The organism is Plantactinospora sp. BB1 (assembly GCF_003030385.1).
GTDB lineage: Bacteria > Actinomycetota > Actinomycetes > Mycobacteriales > Micromonosporaceae > Plantactinospora.
The window spans coordinates 5,290,542-5,312,071 of sequence record NZ_CP028159.1; the positions used below are offsets into that span (position 1 = coordinate 5,290,542).

At 71.5% G+C, this 21,530-nt stretch carries 24 protein-coding genes; 8 read left to right on the forward strand and 16 right to left on the reverse strand.

The features are described from left to right. Positions 1-48: 48 nt before the first annotated feature. The 4 genes from C6W10_RS23020 to C6W10_RS23035 all read left to right on the forward strand — a co-directional run bounded on the left by C6W10_RS23020 (position 49) and on the right by C6W10_RS23035 (position 3,455). Positions 49-681: a DUF4126 domain-containing protein gene (locus tag C6W10_RS23020; RefSeq protein ID WP_107260420.1), complete on the forward strand. Its 633-nt coding sequence runs from the start codon at positions 49-51 to the stop codon at positions 679-681. A 69-nt stretch (positions 682-750) separates the two neighbouring features. Continuing rightward, the gene (locus C6W10_RS23025) at positions 751-1,701 is read left to right on the forward strand and encodes a polysaccharide deacetylase family protein (RefSeq protein WP_234361389.1); all 951 of its coding nucleotides are present in this window, start codon (positions 751-753) and stop codon (positions 1,699-1,701) included. 51 nt (positions 1,702-1,752) lie between these two features. Beyond that, entirely contained in the window at positions 1,753-2,601 is an 849-nt protein-coding gene (locus C6W10_RS23030; protein ID WP_107260422.1) for an ABC transporter ATP-binding protein, read from the forward strand. Positions 2,602-2,603: 2 nt separating this feature from the next. Next, positions 2,604-3,455 (forward strand): ABC transporter permease, encoded by an 852-nt coding sequence (locus tag C6W10_RS23035; RefSeq protein ID WP_107260424.1) that lies wholly within the window; start codon positions 2,604-2,606, stop codon positions 3,453-3,455. Between the two features lie 10 nt (positions 3,456-3,465). Here the strand turns inward: C6W10_RS23035 and C6W10_RS23040 are convergent, their stop codons facing one another. Both C6W10_RS23040 and C6W10_RS23045 read right to left on the reverse strand, forming a co-directional pair. Continuing rightward, positions 3,466-4,314, reverse strand: coding sequence for a 3-hydroxyacyl-CoA dehydrogenase family protein (locus C6W10_RS23040; protein ID WP_107260426.1), 849 nt, complete (start codon positions 4,312-4,314; stop codon positions 3,466-3,468). A 155-nt stretch (positions 4,315-4,469) separates the two neighbouring features. Beyond that, positions 4,470-5,030: an NADPH-dependent FMN reductase gene (locus C6W10_RS23045; protein WP_107260428.1), complete on the reverse strand. Its 561-nt coding sequence runs from the start codon at positions 5,028-5,030 to the stop codon at positions 4,470-4,472. A gap of 106 nt (positions 5,031-5,136) precedes the next feature. Here C6W10_RS23045 and C6W10_RS23050 point away from each other — a divergent pair, with 106 nt between their 5' ends. Beyond that, complete coding sequence (locus C6W10_RS23050; RefSeq protein WP_107260430.1) at positions 5,137-5,631, forward strand: MarR family winged helix-turn-helix transcriptional regulator; 495 nt, start codon at positions 5,137-5,139, stop codon at positions 5,629-5,631. Between the two features lie 17 nt (positions 5,632-5,648). Here the strand turns inward: C6W10_RS23050 and murA are convergent, their stop codons facing one another. Next, positions 5,649-7,091: a UDP-N-acetylglucosamine 1-carboxyvinyltransferase gene (gene murA, locus C6W10_RS23055; RefSeq protein WP_107260432.1), complete on the reverse strand. Its 1,443-nt coding sequence runs from the start codon at positions 7,089-7,091 to the stop codon at positions 5,649-5,651. Here murA and C6W10_RS23060 point away from each other — a divergent pair. Both C6W10_RS23060 and C6W10_RS23065 read left to right on the forward strand, forming a co-directional pair. Beyond that, positions 7,090-7,662 (forward strand): cob(I)yrinic acid a,c-diamide adenosyltransferase, encoded by a 573-nt coding sequence (locus tag C6W10_RS23060; RefSeq protein WP_107264206.1) that lies wholly within the window; start codon positions 7,090-7,092, stop codon positions 7,660-7,662. The two genes, murA and C6W10_RS23060, sit on opposite strands and share 2 nt — an antisense overlap. Before the next feature lie 31 nt (positions 7,663-7,693). Then, complete coding sequence (locus C6W10_RS23065) at positions 7,694-8,128, forward strand: VOC family protein (RefSeq protein WP_234361941.1); 435 nt, start codon at positions 7,694-7,696, stop codon at positions 8,126-8,128. Here C6W10_RS23065 and C6W10_RS23070 read toward each other — a convergent pair. The 3 genes from C6W10_RS23070 to C6W10_RS23080 form a co-directional block, all read right to left on the reverse strand. After that, positions 8,105-8,971 (reverse strand): DedA family protein, encoded by an 867-nt coding sequence (locus C6W10_RS23070; protein WP_107260436.1) that lies wholly within the window; start codon positions 8,969-8,971, stop codon positions 8,105-8,107. The two genes, C6W10_RS23065 and C6W10_RS23070, sit on opposite strands and share 24 nt — an antisense overlap. Positions 8,972-9,083: 112 nt before the next feature. Continuing rightward, positions 9,084-9,839, reverse strand: a complete 756-nt coding sequence (locus C6W10_RS23075) for a response regulator transcription factor (RefSeq protein WP_107260438.1) — start codon at positions 9,837-9,839, stop codon at positions 9,084-9,086. Then, positions 9,836-11,068 (reverse strand): sensor histidine kinase, encoded by a 1,233-nt coding sequence (locus C6W10_RS23080; protein ID WP_159104722.1) that lies wholly within the window; start codon positions 11,066-11,068, stop codon positions 9,836-9,838. Before C6W10_RS23080 ends, C6W10_RS23075 begins: the two co-directional genes overlap by 4 nt. A gap of 130 nt (positions 11,069-11,198) precedes the next feature. Here C6W10_RS23080 and C6W10_RS23085 point away from each other — a divergent pair, with 130 nt between their 5' ends. Next, on the forward strand, positions 11,199-11,888 hold the full coding sequence (locus tag C6W10_RS23085) for a class I SAM-dependent methyltransferase (RefSeq protein WP_199853730.1): 690 nt from the start codon (positions 11,199-11,201) through the stop codon (positions 11,886-11,888). Between the two features lie 60 nt (positions 11,889-11,948). Here C6W10_RS23085 and C6W10_RS23090 read toward each other — a convergent pair whose 3' ends face one another. From C6W10_RS23090 to C6W10_RS23135, 10 genes are all read right to left on the reverse strand, one after another. Next, on the reverse strand, positions 11,949-12,389 hold the full coding sequence (locus C6W10_RS23090) for a DUF2550 domain-containing protein (RefSeq protein WP_107260442.1): 441 nt from the start codon (positions 12,387-12,389) through the stop codon (positions 11,949-11,951). A gap of 12 nt (positions 12,390-12,401) precedes the next feature. Further along, positions 12,402-12,683, reverse strand: a complete 282-nt coding sequence (locus C6W10_RS23095; protein WP_107260444.1) for a F0F1 ATP synthase subunit epsilon — start codon at positions 12,681-12,683, stop codon at positions 12,402-12,404. A 103-nt stretch (positions 12,684-12,786) separates the two neighbouring features. Further along, entirely contained in the window at positions 12,787-14,043 is a 1,257-nt protein-coding gene (locus C6W10_RS23100; RefSeq protein ID WP_107260446.1) for an LCP family protein, read from the reverse strand. A gap of 171 nt (positions 14,044-14,214) precedes the next feature. Next, positions 14,215-15,438: an LCP family protein gene (locus C6W10_RS23105; RefSeq protein WP_234361390.1), complete on the reverse strand. Its 1,224-nt coding sequence runs from the start codon at positions 15,436-15,438 to the stop codon at positions 14,215-14,217. A gap of 258 nt (positions 15,439-15,696) precedes the next feature. Further along, positions 15,697-17,133, reverse strand: coding sequence for a F0F1 ATP synthase subunit beta (gene atpD / locus C6W10_RS23110; RefSeq protein WP_107260448.1), 1,437 nt, complete (start codon positions 17,131-17,133; stop codon positions 15,697-15,699). Continuing rightward, positions 17,133-18,071 carry a F0F1 ATP synthase subunit gamma gene (locus tag C6W10_RS23115; RefSeq protein ID WP_107260450.1) on the reverse strand — a complete coding sequence of 313 codons (939 nt, stop codon included), beginning with the start codon at positions 18,069-18,071 and terminating at the stop codon, positions 17,133-17,135. Before C6W10_RS23115 ends, atpD begins: the two co-directional genes overlap by 1 nt. 9 nt (positions 18,072-18,080) lie before the next feature. Further along, positions 18,081-19,733 (reverse strand): F0F1 ATP synthase subunit alpha, encoded by a 1,653-nt coding sequence (gene atpA, locus C6W10_RS23120; RefSeq protein WP_107260452.1) that lies wholly within the window; start codon positions 19,731-19,733, stop codon positions 18,081-18,083. An 84-nt stretch (positions 19,734-19,817) separates the two neighbouring features. After that, a complete protein-coding gene (locus C6W10_RS23125; protein WP_107260454.1) occupies positions 19,818-20,639 on the reverse strand; it encodes a F0F1 ATP synthase subunit delta in 822 nt (273 codons plus the stop codon). After that, a complete protein-coding gene (locus C6W10_RS23130; RefSeq protein ID WP_107260455.1) occupies positions 20,639-21,217 on the reverse strand; it encodes a F0F1 ATP synthase subunit B in 579 nt (192 codons plus the stop codon). The genes C6W10_RS23125 and C6W10_RS23130 overlap by 1 nt, the downstream gene beginning before the upstream one ends. A 27-nt stretch (positions 21,218-21,244) precedes the next feature. Beyond that, a complete protein-coding gene (locus tag C6W10_RS23135; protein WP_107260457.1) occupies positions 21,245-21,484 on the reverse strand; it encodes a F0F1 ATP synthase subunit C in 240 nt (79 codons plus the stop codon). Between the last annotated feature and the right edge of the window lie 46 nt (positions 21,485-21,530).

Here is a 21,530-nt window from a genome sequence, read left to right on the forward strand (position 1 = left end):
ATCCCGCTGGGCGCGCCGTCCTGGCGAGTCGGTGCGATCCTGGTAACCGTGTTGGAAGCCCTCACCGGAACCGGTCTCGCGGCATCGGCCGGACTCAACGCGTACATCCCGTTGCTCACCATGGGGCTGCTCGCCCGCTACACCGACGTGGTGAACCTGCCCAGCGGCTGGCAGTGGATATCCAACGGCTGGGTACTCGCGATCCTGGTCGTACTCCTCGCGATCGAGACGGTCGCCGACAAGGTACCGGTGGTCGACCACGTCAACGACGTGGTGCAGACCGTCGTCCGGCCGACGGCCGGCGGGCTCGCCTTCGGCGCGGGTTCCGGGGCGGAGACGGTCACGGTCAGCGACCCGGGCCAGTTCTTCGGCTCCAACCAGTGGGTGCCGGTGGTGATCGGGGTGCTGATCGCGCTCGGCGTGCACGGGGTCAAGGCCGCCGCCCGGCCGGTCATCAACGCCGGTACGGCCGGCTTCGGCGCCCCGGTGGCGAGTACCGCCGAGGACGCGACCAGCGTGGTCTTCTCGCTCTCGGCGATCCTGCTGCCGGTGCTGGTCCTGCTCTTCCTGCTGGTCGTGCCGCTCTTCGTGGTCTGGGTGGTACGCCGACGCCGGCGCCGCCGGGCGGAGCGGAGAGCCGCCAGGGCCGCCGCCCGGGAGGAGTCCATGGTGGACTACTGACCTCCGGGGCCACCGGGTCGCACGGTCACGGGGCCACGGGGAGGCGTCGGGGCTGGCATCCTCGTCCGGGTGCTCGCGAAGATCTTTCGGGTGTCCCTGGGCACCGTCGCCGCCGCCGCGCTGGTCGGCGCGCTCGTCCTCGTGGTGACCGTGGTCCGCGACGGCACCACGTCGGCGACCCCGCCCCGGTTCGAGCCGGTCCGGGTCGCCGCCCCGGCGACCGGCGGCACACCCGGCGGCTCGCCGACGGCCACCCCGGAGCCGAGCACCCCGACCCGGACCGCCGGCACCGCCGCGACGCCCCGGCCGGACCCCGCGGTCCGGCCCGGCGCGACCCGACCGGGCACCCGGCCGCCGGTGGTCGACCACGGGCCGCGCTCGGGCAACCTGGTGGCGCTGACCTTCGACGCCGACATGACCGACGCGATGCTCGGCAACCTGCGTACCGGCCGGGCGCGCTCCTACGCCAACCTGCGGATCGTCGAACTGCTGGAGCGACGGCAGGTCCCGGCGACGTTCTTCCTGACCGGCAAGTGGGTCGAGCGCTATCCGGAGCTGACCCGGCGGCTGGCCGGCAACCCGCGCTTCGAGCTGGCCAACCACACGTACGGGCACCACGCCTTCACCCAGAACTGTCACGGGCTGCCGACGCTGCCGGCAACCCGGCTGGCCGAGGACGTGGCGCGGACGTTCCGGCTGATCGAGCCGTACGGCGGCCGGCAGACCCGCTACTTCCGGTTCCCCGGGCTCTGCCACGACGCCGCCGCGCTGGACGCGCTCGCCCCGCTCGGCGTGACGGTGGTCGACGGGGACGTGGTCAGCGGTGATCCCTTCGCCGGAGCCTGGCGGCCGATCGTCAGGGCGGTGCTGTCGAGGGTCAGGCCGGGCTCGATCGTGGTGCTGCACGTCACCGAGGAGAACGCGGCGATGACCGACGAGGCGCTGCCGCACATCCTCGCCGGGCTGCGGGACCGGGGGCTGCGCCCGGCACCGCTGTCGGAGGTGCTGACCGGCGGGTGATCCGGCCGACCCGGTGACCGGTACGACGGCTCCGTCACGCATAGTTGACCCATGGCAGAGCAGCTCGCGATCTCCGTACGGGGGTTGCGCAAGGCGTACGGCGGCAACGTCGCCGTGGACGGCGTCGACCTGGCGGTGTCCCGAGGCGAGGTCTTCGCCCTGCTCGGCCCGAACGGCGCCGGCAAGACCACCACGGTGGAGATCCTGGAGGGCTACCGGCGCCGGGACGCGGGCGAGGTCAGCGTGCTCGGTGTCGATCCGGACCGGGCTGACGGGCAGTGGCGGTCCCGGGTCGGCATCGTGCTCCAGGGCACCGGCGAGTTCGACGACCTGACGGTGGCCGAGGTGGTGCACCACTTCGCCGGCTTCTACCCCGACCCGGACGATCCGGACAAGGTGCTCGAACGGGTTGGGCTGGCCGAGAAGGCGAAGGCCCGGACCCACACCCTCTCCGGCGGGCAGAAGCGCCGGCTGGACGTGGCGCTCGGCATCGTCGGCCGGCCCGAGCTGCTCTTCCTGGACGAGCCGACCACCGGCTTCGACCCGGAGGCCCGCCGGGAGTTCTGGGAGCTGATCCGCGACCTGGCCGCCGCCGGCACCACCATCGTGCTGACCACGCACTACCTGGACGAGGCGGAGGCGCTCGCCGACCGGGTCGCGGTGATCACCGGCGGGCGGCTGGTCGAGGTGGCCGCCCCGGCCCGGCTCGGCAACCGGGCGGAGGCGCTGGCCACGGTCTCCTGGCGTACCCCGGAGGGTGTCGTGGAGCGGGTCGAGACCGCGACACCGGCGGCGCTGGTCACGGAGCTGGCGGCGCGGTTCGGCGGCGAGGTGCCGGGGCTGACCGTGACCCGGCCCACCCTGGAGGACGTCTACCTACGGATGATCGGGCACCGATGAGCATGTCGACCACCGCGGCGGAGACCGCCAGCAGGCCGCCGGCCGCCGCGCCGGGCCGGCGGGTCGGGCCGGTCGCGCTCGGCCTGCGTCAGGGCCGGCTGGAGGTACGCCAGTTCCTGCGCAGCCGCGAGTCCGTCGTCTTCACCATGCTCTTTCCGGTGGTGATGATCCTGATCTTCGCCTCGATCTTCCGGGGCGAGATCGGTGGCGGGGTCCGGTTCACCCAGTACTTCGTCACCGGCATGATCGCCACCGGTCTGATGACGGTCGGCTTCCAGAGCCTGGCCATCCAGATCCCGATCGAGCGGGACCGGGGCGTGCTGAAGCGGCTGCGCGGCACCCCGATGCCGAAGTGGGTCTACTTCGTCGGCAAGATCATCATGGTCGCCGTGATCGGCGTCGCCGAGACGGTACTGCTGCTCGCCGTCGCCGTGCTGCTCTTCGGCCTCACCCTGCCGCAGTCCGCCGACGCCTGGCTCACCCTGCTCTGGGTCTCGGTACTCGGCATCACCGCCTGCACGCTCTGCGGCATCGCCTTCTCCTCGCTGCCCCGGACGGGGCGCGGGGCGTCCGCCACGGTGACCCCGGTGGCCCTGGTACTCCAGTTCATCTCCGGGGTCTTCTTCGTCTTCACCGACCTGCCGGGCTGGATGCAGCAGGTCGCGGCGATCTTCCCGCTGAAGTGGATGTGCCAGGGCCTGCGCTCGGTCTTCCTGCCCGGGTCGTTCGGCGCCCAGGAGCCGGCCGGTTCCTTCGAACTCGGCCGGGTCGCCCTGGTCCTCGGTCTCTGGTGCGTCGCCGGCCTGGTGCTCTGCCTGACCACCTTCCGGTGGACCAGCCGCCGCGACGGCTGACCCCGACCGCTCAGTACGAGTAGAAGCCCTTTCCGGTCTTCCGCCCCAGGTCACCGGCGGTGACCATCCGCTGCAACAGCTCCGGCGGGAAGAACTTCTCGTCGGCGGTGTCGGCGTAGATGTTCTTCGTCGCGTGCAGCAGCACGTCGGCACCGGTCAGGTCGGTGGTGGCCAGCGGCCCCATGGCGTGCCCGAAGCCCAGCTTGCAGGCGGTGTCCAGGTCCTCCGGCGAGATCACCCCGGACTCGACCAGCTTGACCGCCTCCATCACCAGCGCGGTGATCAGCCGGGTGGTGACGAAGCCGGCGATGTCCCGGTTGACCACCACACAGGTCTTGCCGATCTCCTCGGCGAAGGCCCGCACGGTGGCCAGCGTCTCGTCGCTGGTCTTGTAGCCCCGGACCAGCTCGCAGAGCTTCATCATCGGCACCGGGGAGAAGAAGTGGGTGCCGACGACCGACTCCGGCCGGTCGGTGGCGGCGGCGATCTGGGTGACCGGGATGGCCGAGGTGTTGGTGGCCAGCACCGCGCCGGGGGCGCAGATCCGGTCCAGTGCCCGGAACACCTCCTGCTTGATCTCCAGCCGCTCGAAGACCGCCTCGACCACGATGTCGGCGTCGGCCGCCGCCTCCAGCTCGGTGGTCGGGCTGATCCGGTCCAGGGTCGCCTCGACCTCGTCGGCTCCGATGGTGCCCTTGGCCGCGAACTTCTCCAGCGAGGTGCGGATGCCGGAGAGGCCCCGGCGGGTGGCGGCGTCGTCGAGGTCGCGCAGGGTCACCTGCCAGCCCGCCCGCGCCGCGACCTGGGCGATGCCCGAACCCATCAGACCGGCCCCGATGACCGCGAGTCGACCCGCCATGTGCTCACTCCTTCGGCTGGATTGTGTCCTCGCAGAGCACCTTAACGGTCGACCCCGGCGCCGCTACCGGTCGGTAACAGGTTCGGGCCGGCGACACCGCGGGGGCATGTCCGCGGTGCCGCCGGCCCGAGCGGTCGTCGCGGGGCCGCGACGGGTCAGCTGGCGCGCAGCGGCGCGAGCGCGGTGCTCCAGGCGACGGTCTGGTCGAGTACGGCGCCGAGGGCGTCCGCCTGGTGCGGGCCGGGCTTGAAGACGCTGTAGTTCTCGAAGTCGCTGTGCAGCGAGAGCGCCACCTGGGCCCGTACGTCGGCCATCATCAGCTCGCCGGCGACCAGGCGCAGGTGCTCGACCGCCCGGGCACCACCGACGGAGCCGTAGCTGACGAACCCGACCGCCTTGTTGTTCCACTCGGCGAAGAGGAAGTCGATGGCGTTCTTCAGCGCCCCGGAGGTGGAGTGGTTGTACTCCGGGGTCACGATGACGAACCCGTCGAACGAGGCGATCTTGGCAGCCCACTCCAGGGTGTGCGGGTTGGCGTACTGGCCCATGCTCGGCGGGATCGCCTCGTCGAGGTGCGGCAGCTTGTAGTCGAGCAGGTCGATCAGCTCGTACTCGGCGTCGCTGCGCTGGCTGGCGATGTCGTACACCCAGCGGGCCACGGCCTCGCCGTTGCGGCCGGGGCGAGTGCTGCCGAGGATGATGGCAATTCTGGTCATTGCTGGTTGTTCCCCTCCGGAATGAGCAGCACCCACGTGCTTGCCGCGTCAAGGAAATATCCCAATACTTGCTTTGTCAAGCAATCGCCGTGCTACTGTGTTCTGCATGACAGCCCCGTTGCCTCCGCTGAGCAGCGAGGAGGAGGCCGTCGTCCGGGCCCTGGGCCGGGCGATCATCGTCGTGCCGCGCGCGCTGGACGCCGACCTGACGCGCGAGCAGCGCCTGTCGATCAACGAATACAGCGCGCTGATGCACCTCTCCGAGGCGCCCGACCGCCGGATGCGGATGAACGAACTCGCCACCGCCTGCGACCTCTCGCTCAGCGGGATGACCCGGATCGTCACCCGGCTGGAGCAGCAGGGCTTCGTCGAACGCATCCGCTGCTCCGAGGACGCCCGAGGCTGGAACGCGGTGCTCACCGACGCCGGGCTGACCCGGCTCGAAGCGGCCTACCCGACCCACCTGGCCAGCGTCCGACGGCACATCGTCGACCACCTCGACGGGCTGGACCTCGGGCAGCTCGCGGACGCGCTGCGCCGGTTCGCCACGACCGGCCGGTGCGCGGAGCACTCGACCCCGGAGTCCGGGGCCGCCTCCTGACCGGGCCGGCCGCCCCGTCATAACGTGAACGCCGGCTCTTCGGGAGCGGTCGCCCGCTCCACCTCCACCCCCAGGCTCCGCAGGTCGGCGATGAAGTCCGGATAGCCCCGGTCGACGTGGTGCACGTGCGAGACCTCGGTCACCCCGTCGGCGCAGAGCCCGGCGATCACCAGACCCGCGCCGGCCCGGATGTCGGTGGCCCGCACCGGTGCGCTGGAGAGCCGCTCCCGCCCCCGGACCACCGCGTGGTGCCCGTCGGTCTTGATGTCCGCACCCAGCCGGGCCATCTCGTTCACGAACATGAACCGGCCGTCGAAGATGTTCTCGGTGACCAGCGACGCCCCCTCGCTCACCGAGGCCAGCCCGATCGCCATCGGCAACAGGTCGGTGGCGAAACCCGGGAACGGCAGGGTCACCACGTCCACCGCCGACGGCCGCCGGTCCAACTGCACCCGGAAGGCGTCCGGCCGGGTCTCGACCAGGCAGCCGGCCGAGACCAGCTTGTCCAGCGCGATCTCCAGGAAGGCCGGATCGGCACCGGTCACCGTGACGTCGCCCCGGGTCATCGCCGCCGCGAAGGCCCAGGTGCCGGCGACGATCCGGTCGCCGACCGTGGCATGCCGGACCGGACGCAGCTCGGGGACCCCCTCGATGCGCAGCATGGAGGTGCCGGCGCCGTCGATCCTGGCACCCATCTGGGTCAGCATCTCGCAGATGTCGACGATCTCCGGCTCCCGGGCGGCGTTGTCGATCTCGGTGACGCCCCTGGCCAGTACCGCCGCCATCACCAGGTTCTCGGTCGCGCCGACGCTGGGGAAGTCGAGCCAGATCGTCGCGCCGTGCAGCCCACGGGGTGCCGAGGCGATCACGAAGCCGTGCTCACCGGAGATCTCCGCACCCATCCGGGCCAATCCGGCCACGTGCATGTCCAGCCCGCGTGAGCCGATGGCGTCGCCGCCGGGGTGCGCCACCCGGACGTACCCGCGCCGGGCCAGCAGCGGGCCGAGCACGCAGATCGAGGCGCGCAGCCGGCGTACCAGGTCGTAGTCCGCCTCGGTACCCGGATCCGTCGGCACGTCGATCGTCACCGAACAGGACCGGGGCGGGCCGTCGTCCCCACCGTCGGCACCCTCGTCGTCGGCGAACGAGACCGCGCAGCCCAGCCGGCGCAGCACCTCGGCCATGATCGCGATGTCGGTGATCCGGGGTACGTTGGTGATCACGCTCCGTCCCGGTGCGAGCAGCGCCGCGGCCATCAGTTTCAGCGCGGAATTCTTGGCACCCACGACGTGCACCCGGCCCTCCAGCCGGGCGCCGCCACTGACTCTGATCACGTCCACGTCGCAAATCGTAGAGTCGTCCGCCCCACCCGGCCCGGTGCCGTCGGGCCAGCCCTGCCCCGTACCCGGCTCGGGCCGGGCCGTCTCGGCCGCCGTCGACGTCCGTACGCTGTTCGTCATGGCCGTCCACCTCACCCGCATCTACACCAGGACCGGCGACGCCGGCACGACCAGGCTCAGCAACAACGAAGAGGTCCCGAAGACCGGCCCGCGGATCGGCGCGTACGCCGACGTCGACGAGTGCAACGCCTCCCTCGGGGTAGCGCTGGCCCTCGGCCAGCTCGACGAGGACGTCCGCGCCGTGCTCGGCACGATCCAGAACGACCTCTTCGACGTCGGCGCCGACCTCGCCACCCCGGTCGAGCCGGAGCCGGCGTACCCGCCGCTGCGGGTCACCGAGGAGTACGTGGCGCGCCTGGAGGGGTGGTGCGACCGGTACAACGCCCGACTGGCCAAACTCGACTCCTTCGTCCTGCCCGGCGGCACTCCGGGAGCGGCCCTGCTGCACGTGGCCCGCACCACCGCCCGGCGGGCCGAGCGCTCGGCATGGGCCCTGGTCAGCGCAGAACCAGATCGAACCAGCCCTCTCCCGGCAAAGTATCTCAACCGCCTCTCGGATCTGCTCTTCATCCTGGCAAGAACCGCAAATCCGGCCGGCGATGTGCTATGGGTGCCGGGTGGCGGGCGCTGACCCGGCCGAGCCGGGTGACGCCCCGGGCGGCGTGACCCCGGACCACCCGCCCGGCCCGCCCGGTGGGCTGCACCACGTGGAGATCTGGGTGCCGGACCTCGACCGGGCCGCCACGAGCTGGGGGTGGCTGCTCGGCGAGCTGGGCTGGACGGCGTACCAGAGCTGGCCGGCGGGCCGATCCTGGCGGCACGGCCCGACCTACCTGGTGCTGGAGGAGTCCCCGGCGCTCTCCTCCCGGCGACACGACCGGCTCGCGCCGGGCCTCAACCACCTGGCCTTCCACGCCGGCCCGCCCGCCGCCGTGGACCGGCTGGTCGCGCTGGCCCCCGGGTACGGCTGGTCGCTGCTCTTCGCCGACCGCCACCCGTACGCGGGCGGGCCGCAGAGCTACGCCGGCTACCTGACCGACGGTTCCGGGTACGAGGTGGAACTCTGCGCCTCGTCACTCCCCGTCCCCGGCGGCTGACCGGCCCGGCGTCTCCCGGCCGCCCGGGGCACGCCGCCGTCCCGCCGGACCGGTCGGCCGGGGCGGCTGCCGCAGCGGGGAGAAGCGGGCCGACCGGAGCCGTCGGGGCAGGGCCCGCACCGCCGGCCCGGACCTCGACGCGCCCCGACGCGGCTGCCGGCCACCCCGGCCCGGAGCGGCCGGTCGAGCGCCACCGGCGGGCCGGGACCGGCCGGCGGGGTACCCGGACGGGCCGGCCCGGAGCCGGCGGTGCAGCCAGCCCCCGGCCGCCACCACGGCGGCGGCCACCAGCACCAGCCCGGCGACCGGCCCGACCACGGCGGTGAGCCCGGCGTAGGAGATCCCGACCCCGTAGCCGAGCAGGACGGTGCCGGGCACCCAGACCGCGACCCCGACCGCGTTGAAGAGCACGAACCGCCGGTACGGCACTCCGGCCGCCCCGGCCACCCGGGCCACGAGGGTACGCCCGAACGCCCGCCACCGGCCGAGCAGGATCGCGGGGCCGCCCCGGTCGAGGACCAACGCCTCGGCCCGTCGCCAGCGCTCGACACCGATCCACCGGGCGAGCCGACCGGCCCGGACCCGGGCGCCGGCCAGCCGGCCGTGCAGATAGCCGAGCTGGTCACCGGCGAAGGCGGCCACGGTGCAGACGACCAGCGCGGTTACCAGGTCCAGATAGCCGCTCCGGGCGAGCAGGCCGATCGCCAGCATCGTGCCGGCGGCCGGCACCAGGATGCCGGCCAGCACGCCCACCTCGGCGGCGAGCAGCGCCCCGGCGGCCAGATACAACCAGCCCGGCGGCAGGCCGGTGAGCCGGTCGACGAGTCCGACGGCGGGATCCACCCCTACACCGTGCCCGGTCCGTCCACTGGTCGGCGTCGTGCCGCGAGCCGCACCGGCTCCGCCGACTGGCCGGTTCCCGACCGTCGGCCCCTAGGGGCAGACCCCGTCGGGATCACCGGAGCCCCGGCGGGACGGCACCGGCGGCGCCGGAGGGGCTCTCGTCCCGGCCCGGCCCGTCCAGGACGATCGGCCGGAAGTCGTCGTCGACCAGACCGAGCCGGTGCGCCACCACCGCGGCCTGGACCCGGTTGCGCAGCCCGAGCTTCTCCATCGCCGCCGAGACGTGCGTCTTGACGGTGGTGACCCCCAGGTGCATCCGGGCGGCGATCTCGGCGTTGGAGAGCCCGGCGCCGACCAGGGCCAGCACCTCGCGCTCCCGGCCGCTGAGCAGCCGGCGCCCCGACGGGCGTACGTCCTCCGAGCCGCGTTCGGTGTCCTCGGTGTGCGCCTGCAACGCCCGGTGCACGATCCGGGCCAGTACGGCCGGCGCGAGCAGCGGCTCGCCCCGGGCCGCCCGGCCGACCGCGTCCACCAGATCCTCCGGGGCGCCGTCCTTGACCAGGTAACCGATCGCCCCGGCGCCGAGCGCCCCGTAGATGTTGGCGTCGTCGGCGAAGGTGGTCAGCACCAGCACCCGGGTCGCCGGGTGCTGGTCGAGGATCCGCCGGGTCGCCTCGATGCCGTCCATCCGGGGCATCCGCAGGTCCATCAGCACCACGTCCGGGCGGAGCCGCTCGGCCAGCCGGACCGCCTCCCGCCCGTCGCCGGCCTCGCCGACGATGTCGAACCCACCGGCCGTACGCAGCAGCAGGGTCACGCCGGCCCGGACCAGGGCCTGGTCGTCGACGACCAGGACTCGTACGGTCACCGGGACCGCCCGGTCGGCTCCGCGTCCACGGCCCGGGTCGCCGGCTTCGCGCAGATCGCCGCGGTCTTCTCCCGGATCGGCAGGTGCGCGGCGAGCCGCCAGCCGCCGCTGCCGGTGGGGCCGGCGAGCAGCGTGCCGCCGAGCAGCCGGACCCGTTCGCGCATGCCGGCCAGTCCGTGCCCGGAGGGCGGCAGCAGCGACGGCCGGGGCTGTTCCGGGCCGTTGTCGAGCACCTCGACCAGCAGGCCGGTGCCGTCCGGCCGGATGTCGACCGAGGCGGTCGTGCCCGGTCCGGCGTGCTTGAGCGTGTTCGTCAGCCCCTCCTGCACCACCCGGGCGGCGGTGGTACGCACCACCAGCGGCGCCTCGCCGACGTCGCTGGCCAGGTTCATCTGTACCGCCACTCCGGCCGCCCGGACCCGCTGCTCCGCATCCATGATCAACTGCTCGGGCTCGATTGGCGGCCCGCCCGCCACGATCGCGTCCGGGTCACGCAGCACCTCCAGCAGCGCCCGCAGCTCGTCGAGCACCTGGCCGGCGGTGACCCGCAACTCCCCCAGCGCCTGCACGGCGTCGTCCACCCGGCCGGTACGCCGGGCCGCGTACTGCGCCGCGCCGGCCTGCAACGCGATCGCTCCCACGTGGTGCGCGACGATGTCGTGCAGGTCACGGGCGATGGCGGCCCGCTCGGCCAGCCGCGCGGCCCGGGTCTGCACCTCCTGCTGCGCCTCCACCTCCCGGGCGCGCTCCTCGGCCGACTGGGCCACCCGGCGCACCCCGCCGAGGTAGCGGGCCAGGGCGACCGGGGCGACGGAGATCCCGAAGAAGCCGGCAAGCTGGACGAAGCCCTGCTGCCCGGGGAGCAGCCCCTCGCTGTCCGGGCCGATCAGGTGCACCAGCGACGCCGCGTACGACAGCCCCAGCGCCACGGCGGTGGCCGGCCAGTTGGCGGCGTACGCGATGATCCCGAGCGCGGTCAGGGCGCCGAACTGGGCGACGTCGCCGCCCAGCGGTGCGGTCCAGTTGGCGGAGCTGAGCAGCAGGCACTCGATCAGCAGTACCGGCCAGGGCCAGCGGCGGGCCGCCACCAGGATCAGTCCGGCGGCCACCGTCACCAGCAGTGGCAACGGTCTGCTCTGCACCACGGGCCAGCCAAGTTTGACCAGCCCGAAGGCGCCGCCGACCAGGCCCATCAGCACATCGGGCCACCATCTCCGCCGTCCCCGCACGCCGGCAACGATACGGAGCCGCGACTCCGGCTGCGACTCCTGCCACCGGTCACGGCGCCTCCTCCGAGTGGCCGGTACACCGACCGGCCGAACGACGTCGAAGATTGATCACGTCGCCTAGCTTCGGTCCGTGCCCACCGAGATGATCTCGTTTTTGGCCCAGTTGGCCCGTGACCCCCGGGCGGTCGGTGCCATCGCACCCAGCGGAACGCCGCTCGCCGAGCGGATCACCGCGACGATCCCCCGGAGCGGGCAACCCCTGGTGGTCGAACTCGGCCCCGGGACCGGGGCGTTCACCCGGGTGATCCAGCGCCGGCTCGCCGGCCAGGGCCGGCACCTCGCGGTGGAGGTCAACGCCACCTTCGCCGACCGGCTGGCCCGGGAACATCCGGCGGTCGACGTACTCCAGGCCGACGCCGGGGCACTGGCCGGGCTGCTCTCCGAACGGAACCTGCCGCCGGCCCAGGTGATCGTCAGCGGACTGCCCTGGGCCGTCTTCACCGCGCAGCGGCAGCGGGAGATCCTCGCCGCCGTCGTCGCGGCGCTCGCCGACGACGGCGTCTTCACCACCTTCGCCTACCAGCACGCCCGCTGGTCGCCACCGGCCCGGCGACTGCACCGCAACCTGCGGGAACTCTTCGAGGAGGTCGTGGTCGGGGGTACGGTCTGGGCCAACCTGCCACCCGCGGTGGTCTACCACTGCCGGCGGCCGATCCGGCACCCGGCCGTCGAGGAGCGCGGCGGACCCGGCCGGCACCCCGGGCCGGTCCGCCCCGGAACCCGCCCGGTCTCGCGCGGGCCGGAGCCGAGCCGCCCCTGATCGCCCCGCCCCGGCCGCACCGGGTCGACGCCCGGGGCTGCGCTCAGTCGGGTGGGACCGTCAGTCCCGGAGGACCAAATGAGAAACCGCCCCCGGAGGGGCGGACTCGAGCCAGGAGAGAAAGCCGGTGACCGTGGACTTCGCCATCGCGATCTCCACGGGCGCCTGGTGACTGACACATCGCAGGATCACCCAGTCGGCGGGCATGATGAGCCGCTCCTGCCCCTCGGGCAGCCGCCGACGCTCCACCGCGAGGCCACGCCGGGAGAGCACCCGCTTCGGCCGGAGCGCGAAGCTGAACATCCGGTACCAGCGGAGTTCGGTCTCGGCGAACCGGGCGAAGCCCGGCGACCAGCCACGGCCGTCGAGGATCGTCGAGACCCGCACGCTGAGCCGGATGATGCCGCCGGAACGGGTCATCAGGGCACGCCGGACGAAGAGTGCCGCAACCGCGAGGAGCAGCACCAGGACGCCGATTCCGATCCAACGCAAGACCAGCATCGACGTGTCGGGTCAGCGGCTCGTGGACTCGGTCACCGGGCTGGCGCTCTCGGCCAGGACCGTGACACCGGCTCCGGTCACCGAGAGAAAGCCGCCGTTGACGTCGTAGGTCAACTGCTCGCCGCCGGCCAACTTGATGCGTACCTGACCGGGCTCGGCGAGCTGCCCGAGCAGCGGCGCGTGTCCCGGCAGCACTCCGAGCTCGCCCTCGGTCGTCCGTGCGACGACCATCTCGGCCTCGCCCGTCCAGATCTTTTCCTCGACGGCGACGAGTTCGACCTGAAGCTGTGCCACGCTGTCTCCTTGCTGCGGCGGCGGGATTGTGGAAAGTCTAGTCCGGCTCCCGCCGCCGCCCCCAGCCGGGTGGCTCCGTCCGGGTGGCTCCGTCCGGGGCCGCTCACTTGAGCTTGTTCAACAACTCCGGATTGTTGATCACGAAGCTGTCCACCGTGCCCGCCTTGATCGAGGCGAAGAACTCGCTCGCGATCGGCTGTAGCCGCTCACCCTTGTAGTTGCTGCCGGTGCCGACACCACCGCCGGGCAGTTTGATCATCTGGATCGAGTCCGACCTCAGGTTGCGCAGCGCGAAGCCGAAGTCGATCAGCTTGTGCCCGCGACCACTGAAGATCAGCGACTTGCCGGCCGCCCGGATCACCTTGTCCAGCTTGATCGGGTTGGTCACCACGTCCTTGCTCAGCGCCTGGTCGGCCATGGCCCGGACGAACTGCTGCTGGTGCCGCTGCCGGCCGTAGTCACCGTCGGTCACCCCGTTCTCCGGGTACCGCTGTCGGACGTAGTCCAGCGCCTGCCAGCCCTCCAGGTGCCGGGTGCCCTTCTTGTACTGCGCCTGCGGGCCGAGGTAGCCGCCACCGCCGGGCTTCAGCGTCCGGTGCGTACCGTCCGGGCGGCGGTGCTCCGACTTGACGTTCTGGTCGATGTACATCGTGACGCCGCCCATCGCGTCGACGATCTTCAGGAAGCCGCCGAAGTTGATGATCGCGCCCGCGTCGAACCGCTTGATCCCGGTCACCTTCGACACCGTCAGGGAGAGCAGCTCGAAGCCCTGGGCCGCGCTCGGCAGCTTCTCGCCGGGCACCTTGCTGCCGTACGACATCGCGGCGTTCAGCTTCGTCCGGTCGCCCGGGAAGTCGGCCTTGTCGAAGCGGGGGATGTCGACCAGCAGGTCCCGGGGAAGCGAGAAGAGGTACGCCGAGTCCAGCGTCTCGGTCACGTGCAGCACCATGATCGAGTCGGCCAGCGGCGGCGTCTCCGGCTTACGCGGGTCGATGCCGACCAGCAGGATGTTCAACGGGCCCTTGATGTCGGCCCTCTTCTCCGCCGCCGGTGCCCCGGCGGCCTGGTCGCCGAAGAGGTCCTCCTCGGTCACCGCGCCCTCGAAGCGGGCCAGCACCGCCTCCAGGCCGACCAGCACACCGCCGCTGAGCACCACCAGTACGGCACCGAAGATCGTGCAGAGCCGGGCCCAGGTCGGGACGGCGGACTTCCTGCGCCGACCCTCCCTGATCGGCCGCCCGCCGCTGGACAGGTCGCCCACCGAGCTGTCGTCGATCAGCCCGGCGCCGCCGTCCCGGCCGCGTGCCGGCCGACCCGTCCGGCTGGTGGACCGGCCAGCGCCCTTGCCACCCTCGCTCATGCGTCTCCATCCGTCGCGCGCCTCGCGAATTCTGCGCCCGTCAATAGAGACGGGCGGACGGGGCGGAATCGTTGCAGAGACTAACGATGGATCCTGGTGCCTGCGTCGCCGGTACCCGATCGACCCGGGCCGGCCGGGGACCGCTCCCCGGCCGACTCCGCCGCGCGGCGGCTACCTGGCCTTGTTCAGGAGTTCCGGGTTGCTGATGACGAAGCTGTCGACCGTGCCGGTCCTGATCGAGGCGAAGAACTCCTCGGCGATCGGCTGGAACCGCTCGCCCTGGTAGGAGCCGCCCTGGGTGACCCCGCCGCCCGGCAACTTGATCATCTGGATCGAGTCCGACCGGAGCCCGCGCAGCGCGAAGGCGAACTCCACCAGGTCGTGACCACGGCCGTTGAAGATCAGTGACTCGCCGGCCGCCCGGAGCACCGAGTCCAGCTTGATCGGATTGGTCACCACGTCCTTGCTCAGCGCCTGGTCGGCCATGGCCCGGACGAACTGCTGCTGGTGCCGCTGCCGGTCGTAGTCACCGTTCGGCAGGCCGTACCGCTGCCGGACGTAGTCCAGCGCCTGCCAGCCCGACAGGTGCGCGTCGCCCTTCCGGTACTGCGCCTGCGGCCCGGTGTAACCGCCACCACCCGGCTTCAGCGTGCGCATCTTGCCGTTCGGCTGGCGGTGTTCGGACTTGACGTTCGTGTCGATGTACATGTCGACGCCGCCCATCGCGTCGACGATCTTCTGGAAGCCGTTGAAGTTGATGATCGCCCCGGCGTCGAAGCGCTCGATGCCGGTGACCTCCGAGACGGTCCTGGAGAGCAGCTCGAAGCCCTGGGCCGCGCTCGGCAGCTTCTCGCCGGGCACCTTGCTGCCGTGCGCCATCGCGGCGTTGAGCTTCTCCGTACCGCCCCGGTAGTCGGCCTTGTCGAAGGCGGGAATCCGCACCAGCAGGTCCCGGGGCAGCGAGAAGAGGTACGCCGAGTCCAGCGTCTCGTTCACGTGCAGCACCATGATCGAGTCGGCCAGCGGCGACCATTCCTTGGTACGTGGGTCGATCCCGACCAGCAGGATGTTCAACGGGCCCTTGATGTCCGACTTCTTCTCCGGCACCGTGCCGGCCGCCTCGTCGCCGAAGAGGTCGGCCTCCTGCACCGACCCCTCGTACCGGGCGAGCACGGCCTCGAAGCCGACCAGCCCGGCGCCGCTGACCAGCACCAGCAGGGCACCGAGCATCGTGCAGACCCGGGCCCAGCGCGGCGCGCGCGACCTGTTGCGCCGCCGCCGGCCGCCGTCGGAGCGCTGCGGCCCCTGCTCCGCTGCCGCCGCGGCATCCGGGTAGCCGGAAGAGTCACCCCGCTGCCGGCCCAGCCGGTGGGCACTGCCGCCCGACCGACCCACGCCCCTGCCGCCTTCACCCACCGGACATCTCCGTTCGTCGCGCCCGTGACCAGCGCCGACGCGGCACGGCGAGACGTCGCCGTGCGGCCGGGAGGTCGCGGGCCGCCCACGACGGTACCCGGCGAAGCTGCGTCACCAAAGCACCGGAACTAGATCAAGTCCGAGCAAATCGACCAGGTACCCGGGTGAACAGCGGGTGAAGACGACGACAGCCGCACCGGCGGTTGCCGGTGCGGCTGTCTGAGTAACCGCCGCGAACTAGTCCTTCATCAGCTCGCGGGCGTTGCGCTCCAGGTCGTCGAGCCCGCCGCACATGAAGAAGGCCTGCTCGGGGAAGTGGTCGTACTCACCCTCGCTGATCTTCCGGAACGCCTCGACGGTGTCCTTGACCGGCACGTACGAGCCCTTGATGCCGGTGAAGACCTCGGCCGCGTACGTGTTCTGGGAGAGGAACCGCTCGATCCGGCGCGCCCGGCCGACGGTCAGCTTGTCCTCTTCCGAGAGCTCCTCGATGCCGAGGATGGCGATGATGTCCTGGAGGTCCTTGTAGCGCTGGAGGATCCGCTTCACCTCGGAGGCGACCGCGAAGTGCTCGGCGCCGACGAACTCCGGGGCGAGGATCCGGGACGAGGACGCCAGCGGGTCCACCGCCGGGTAGATGCCCTTGTCGGAGATCGACCGCTCCAGGTTGGTGGTGGCGTCCAGGTGGGCGAAGGTGGTGGCCGGCGCCGGGTCGGTGTAGTCGTCCGCCGGCACGTAGATCGCCTGCATCGAGGTGATCGCCTGCCCCCGGACCGAGGTGATCCGCTCCTGGAGCTCGCCCATCTCGTCGGCCAGGGTCGGCTGGTAACCCACCGCGCTCGGCATCCGGCCGAGCAGGGTGGAGACCTCCGAACCGGCCTGGGTGAACCGGAAGATGTTGTCGATGAAGAGCAGCACTTCCTGCTTGTTCACGTCCCGGAAGTACTCCGCCATGGTCAGCGCGGAGAGCGCCACCCGGAGCCGGGTGCCCGGCGGCTCGTCCATCTGGCCGTAGACCAGCGCGGTCTTGTCGATGACGCCGGACTCGGTCATCTCGTGGATGAGGTCGTTGCCCTCACGGGTCCGCTCACCCACCCCGGCGAAGACCGAGGTACCACCGAAGTTGTTCGCGACCCGGGTGATCATTTCCTGGATCAGCACCGTCTTGCCCACGCCGGCACCGCCGAACAGACCGATCTTGCCGCCCTTGACGTACGGGGCGAGCAGGTCGATGACCTTGATGCCGGTCTCCAGCATCTCGGTCTTCGGCTCCAGGTCGGCGAAGGCCGGCGCCTTGCGGTGGATCTGCCACCGGTCCGCCGCCTGGAAGGTCTCGCCCTCCTTGAGGTTGAGCACCTCGCCGATGGTGTTGAAGACCCGGCCCTTGACCGCGTCACCGACCGGCACCGTGATCGGCGAGCCGGTGTCCCGGACCTCGGTGCCCCGGACCAGACCGTCGGTCGGCTGCATCGAGATCGCCCGGATCATGTTGTCGCCCAGGTGCTGGGCGACCTCCAGGGTCAGCGTCTTCGTGCCCCCGGAGAGGGTCACGTCGACGTGCATGGCGTTGAAGATTTCCGGCATGGCGTCGCGCGGGAACTCGGCGTCGACGACCGGGCCGATGACCCGGACCACGCGGCCCGTCGCGGTCTTGGTCTCTGAAGGAGCAGTCATCACACTTCACTTCCCGACGCGGCCAGCGCGTTCGCGCCGCCGACGATCTCACTGATCTCCTGGGTGATCCCGGCCTGACGGGCCGAGTTCATCTCACGCGTGTAGGTCTCGATCATCTCTTCGGCGTTGTCCGTCGCGCTCTTCATCGCCCGACGACGCGAGGCCGACTCGCTGGCCGCCGATTCGAGCAACGCCGCGTAGATCCGCGTGTTGATGTATTTCGGCAGCAGCGCGTCGAGCAGCGCGTCCGCCTCCGGCTCGAACTCGTACGCCGGCAGCAGCCCCTTCGCCTCGGAGCGCGGCCGGTCCTCGACCTCCATCGGGCCGATGATCCGGGCCACCGGGGTCTGCGACATCAGCGACTTGAACTGCGTGTAGACGATGTGCAGCTCGTCGACGCCGAGCACGCCGTCGATCCCCGGGTCACCGCCCTCCATGTCGTCCGCGCCGGAGACGAACGCCTTGATCAGCGTCTCGCCCACCTGCTTGGCGTCGGCGAAGGTCGGCTGCTCGGAGAAGCCCGTCCAGCTCGCCTCCACCTTCCGCTGCCGGAACCGGTAGAAGCCGACGCCCTTGCGGCCGATGACGTAGAGCACCGGCTCCTTGCCGTCGGCCTTCAGCCGGGCGACCAGCGACTCCGCCGCCTTGATCGCGTTGGAGGTGTAACCGCCGGCCAGGCCCCGGTCGCTGGTGACCACGACCACCCCGGCCCGGCGGACCTTCGGCCGGGCCGTGAGCAGCGGGTGGTCGATGGCCGCGTTGGAGGCCAGCGCGGTGAGCACGCCGGTGATGGCCTGGGCGTACGGCAACGAGGCCGCGACCCGGGACTGGGCCTTGGCCAGCCGGCTCGTCGCGACGAGCTCCATCGCCTTGGTGATCTTCTTCATCGACTTCGCCGAGCGGATCCGTTGACGAAGAACGCGTACCTGGGCAGCCACCGGTCGGCCCTACTGCTTCTCGGCCTGGGCGGGCGCGCTGTCGCGGTACCGGGTCACGGTCTCCCGGTCCTGCTCGCCCTCCATCGCCTCGGCCGGTGCCTCGTTGATCCGCACCTCGTCCTCCTTGCCGAGGAACATCTGCTTGAACCGGGCGACCGCCTCGTTCAGCGCGTTGATGATGTCGTCGTCCCAGTTGTTGTCGGCGATCGACTGCATCGTCGGCTTGTACTGGTGGCGGAGGAACTCCAGGAACTCGGACTCGAAGCGCCGGACCTCGCCGATCGGGACGTCGTCCAGCTTGCCCTCGGTGCCGATCCAGACCGAGACCACCTGCTCCTGCACCGGGAACGGCGAGTAGTTGGTCTGCTTGAGCAGCTCGACCAGGCGCGCACCCCGGCTGAGCTGGTCCTGCGAGGCCTTGTCCAGGTCCGAGGCGAGCGCGGCGAACGCCTCCAGCTCGCGGTACTGCGCGAGGTCCAGCCGGAGCCGGCCGGCCACCTTCTTCATCGGCTTCACCTGGGCGGCGCCGCCGACCCGGGAGACCGAGGTACCGACGTTGATCGCCGGCCGGACACCCTGGTTGAAGAGGTCGGTCTCCAGGAAGATCTGGCCGTCGGTGATCGAGATCACGTTGGTCGGGATGAACGCCGAGATGTCGTTGCCCTTGGTCTCGATGATCGGCAGGCCGGTCATCGAGCCGCCGCCCATCTCGTCCGAGAGCTTCGCGCAGCGCTCCAGCAGCCGGGAGTGCAGGTAGAAGACGTCACCCGGGTACGCCTCGCGGCCCGGCGGGCGGCGCAGCAGCAGCGACACCGCGCGGTACGCCTCGGCCTGCTTGGTCAGGTCGTCGAAGACGATCAGGACGTGCTTGCCGGCGTACATCCAGTGCTGGCCGATGGCCGAGCCGGCGTACGGGGCGATGTACTTGTAGCCGGCCGGGTCGGAGGCGGGCGAGGCGACGATGGTGGTGTACTCCATCGCGCCCTGCTCCTCCAGCAGGCCCTTCACCGAGGCGATGGTCGAGCCCTTCTGGCCGATCGCCACGTAGATGCAGCGCACCTGCTTGGCCGGGTCGCCCGAGCGCCAGTTGTCCCGCTGGTTGAGGATGGTGTCCAGCGCGACGGTGGTCTTGCCGGTCCGCCGGTCACCGATGATCAGCTGCCGCTGGCCCCGGCCGATCGCCGTCATCGCGTCGATCGCCTTGATGCCGGTCTGCAGCGCCTCGCTGACGCTCTGCCGGGCCATCACGTTCGGCGCCTGGAGCTCCAGCTCGCGGTAGCCCTCGTTGGCGATGTCGCCGAGGCCGTCGATCGGCTGGCCGAGCGGGTTGACCACCCGGCCGAGGAACGCGTCGCCGACCGGCACCGAGAGGACCCGGCCGGTGCGCTTGACCCGCTGGCCCTCCTCGATCCCGCCGTAGTCGCCGAGCACCACGACGCCGATGTCCCGGACGTCGAGGTTGAGCGCCAGGCCGAGGGTGCCGTCCTCGAACTCCAGCAGCTCGTTGGTCATGGTCGAGGGGAGGCCCTCGACGTGGGCGATGCCGTCACCGGCGTCGGCGACGGTGCCGACCTCCTCACGGGAGACGTCGGGCGAATAGGAGGAGACGTAGCGCTCCAGCGCGCCGCGGATCTCCTCCGACGAGATGGTCAGCTCGGCCATCCTCTTCTTCCTCTATTCAGGGCCCGGTTAACCGGAACGGCGTGGATGTCTTTCTCGGCGCTGCGCATGAGGCGTCGGTGCTGCTCAGCCCCGCGCGAGCGCGTTTCTGGTGTCGGTGAGGCGGCGCAGGATCGTGCCGTCGTAGAGATCGGAACCGATCTGGACACGCAGCCCGCCCAGTACGGTCGGGTCCACCGTCTGCTTGACGGTGACCTCTCGACCGTATAGCGCGGCGAGCTTGCGTCCCAACCGTTGCTCCTCCTCCTCGACCAACGGGGCCGCTACGGTGACGTACGCCACCTGACGGTCCCGCCGGTCGGCGGCCAGTTCGACCAGCCGGGTCAACCCGCCGGAGAAGGAACGTCCGCCGAACCCGGCGAGCGCCACCTCGACCAGCTTGACCGTCACCGGCCTGGCCTTGCCGCGCAGCAGCGCGCCGGTCAGCTCGGCCCGCTGCGCCACCGGCGCGATCGGGTCGGAGAGCGTGTTGCTCAGCTCCGCGTCGGCGGCGACCACCTGACCGAAGCGGAACAGCTCGTCCTCGACCTCACCCAGTTCACCGGCCCGGTCGGCGCTGGCCAGCAGCGCCTCCACGCCGAGCCGCTCGGTGGCCTCGAGCAGCTGGGACGGCGCCGACCAGCGGCCGGAGACCAGCACGCCGAGCAGCTCCCTGGCGTCCTGGCCCACCTTGTCGCCGACCAGCGACTCCAGCAGCGCGGCCCGGTCCTCGCCGGAGCGCGCCGGGTCGGAGAGCGCCCGGCGCAGCCTCGGCTCACGCCGCAGCAGCCCGGCGACCCAGCCCAGCTCGTCACCGGTGACGGAGATCCGCTCCCCGTCCGTCTGGCCGGCGTACGCGTCGAGACGCTGCCGTGCGGCGGCGTACGACTCCCGGCTGGCGGCCTGCATCAGCTCGTCCGTACGGCAGAGCCGTTGGGCGAGCCGTTGCCGGCGCCGACGCTCTCCAGGTCGGTCAGGAACCGCTCGACGGTGCCCTTGCGGCGGGCCTCGTCGGCCAGCGACTCACCGACGATCCGGCTGGCCAGGTCGACCGCGATCGTGCCCACCTCGGTACGCAGCTCGCGCACGATGGTGGCCCGCTCGGCGGCCAGCTGCTCCTTGCCGGCCGCGATGATCCGGTCGGACTCCTCCCGGGCCTTGGCCAGGACGTCCTGCCGGATGCCCTCGGCGTCGGCCCGGGCGTCGTCGCGGATCTTCGCCGCGTCGGTCCGCGCCTCGGCGAGCTGCGCACGGTACTGCTCGAGGAGCTGGTTGGCCTCGGCCTGGGCGGCCTCGGCGCGCTTGATCCCGCCCTCGATGGCGTCCACCCGAGCCTGGAAGGTCTGCTCCATGCGCGGGAAGACGTACTTCATCAGCATGAAGCAGAGAATCGCGAAGGCGATCGAGCCAACGACGATCTCCTGCCAGAGCGGGATGATCGGGTTGTGCTCGGTACCGCCCTCCGCAGCGACGAAGATGGCGTACATCGGAACCTCCCGGTTCGAGGAGTACGGCTAGTTGCCGAAGGCGTAGCCGAAGGCGATGCCCAGCAGTGCCAGCAGCTCGATGACGGCGAAGCCGATCCAGACGTACGGCAGGGTGATCCGGGACGACTCCGGCTGCCGGGCGGTCGACTGGATGTAGGCGCTGAAGACCAGGCCGACACCGATACCCGGACCGATGGCCGCGAGGCCGTAGCCGATGGCGCTGAGGCTGCCGGTAATTTCGACGGCGGCGAGGGTCGACGACAACATTGGTTGGTTCCTCCTGAAATCACGCGTGACGGCTCACGCGGGACGA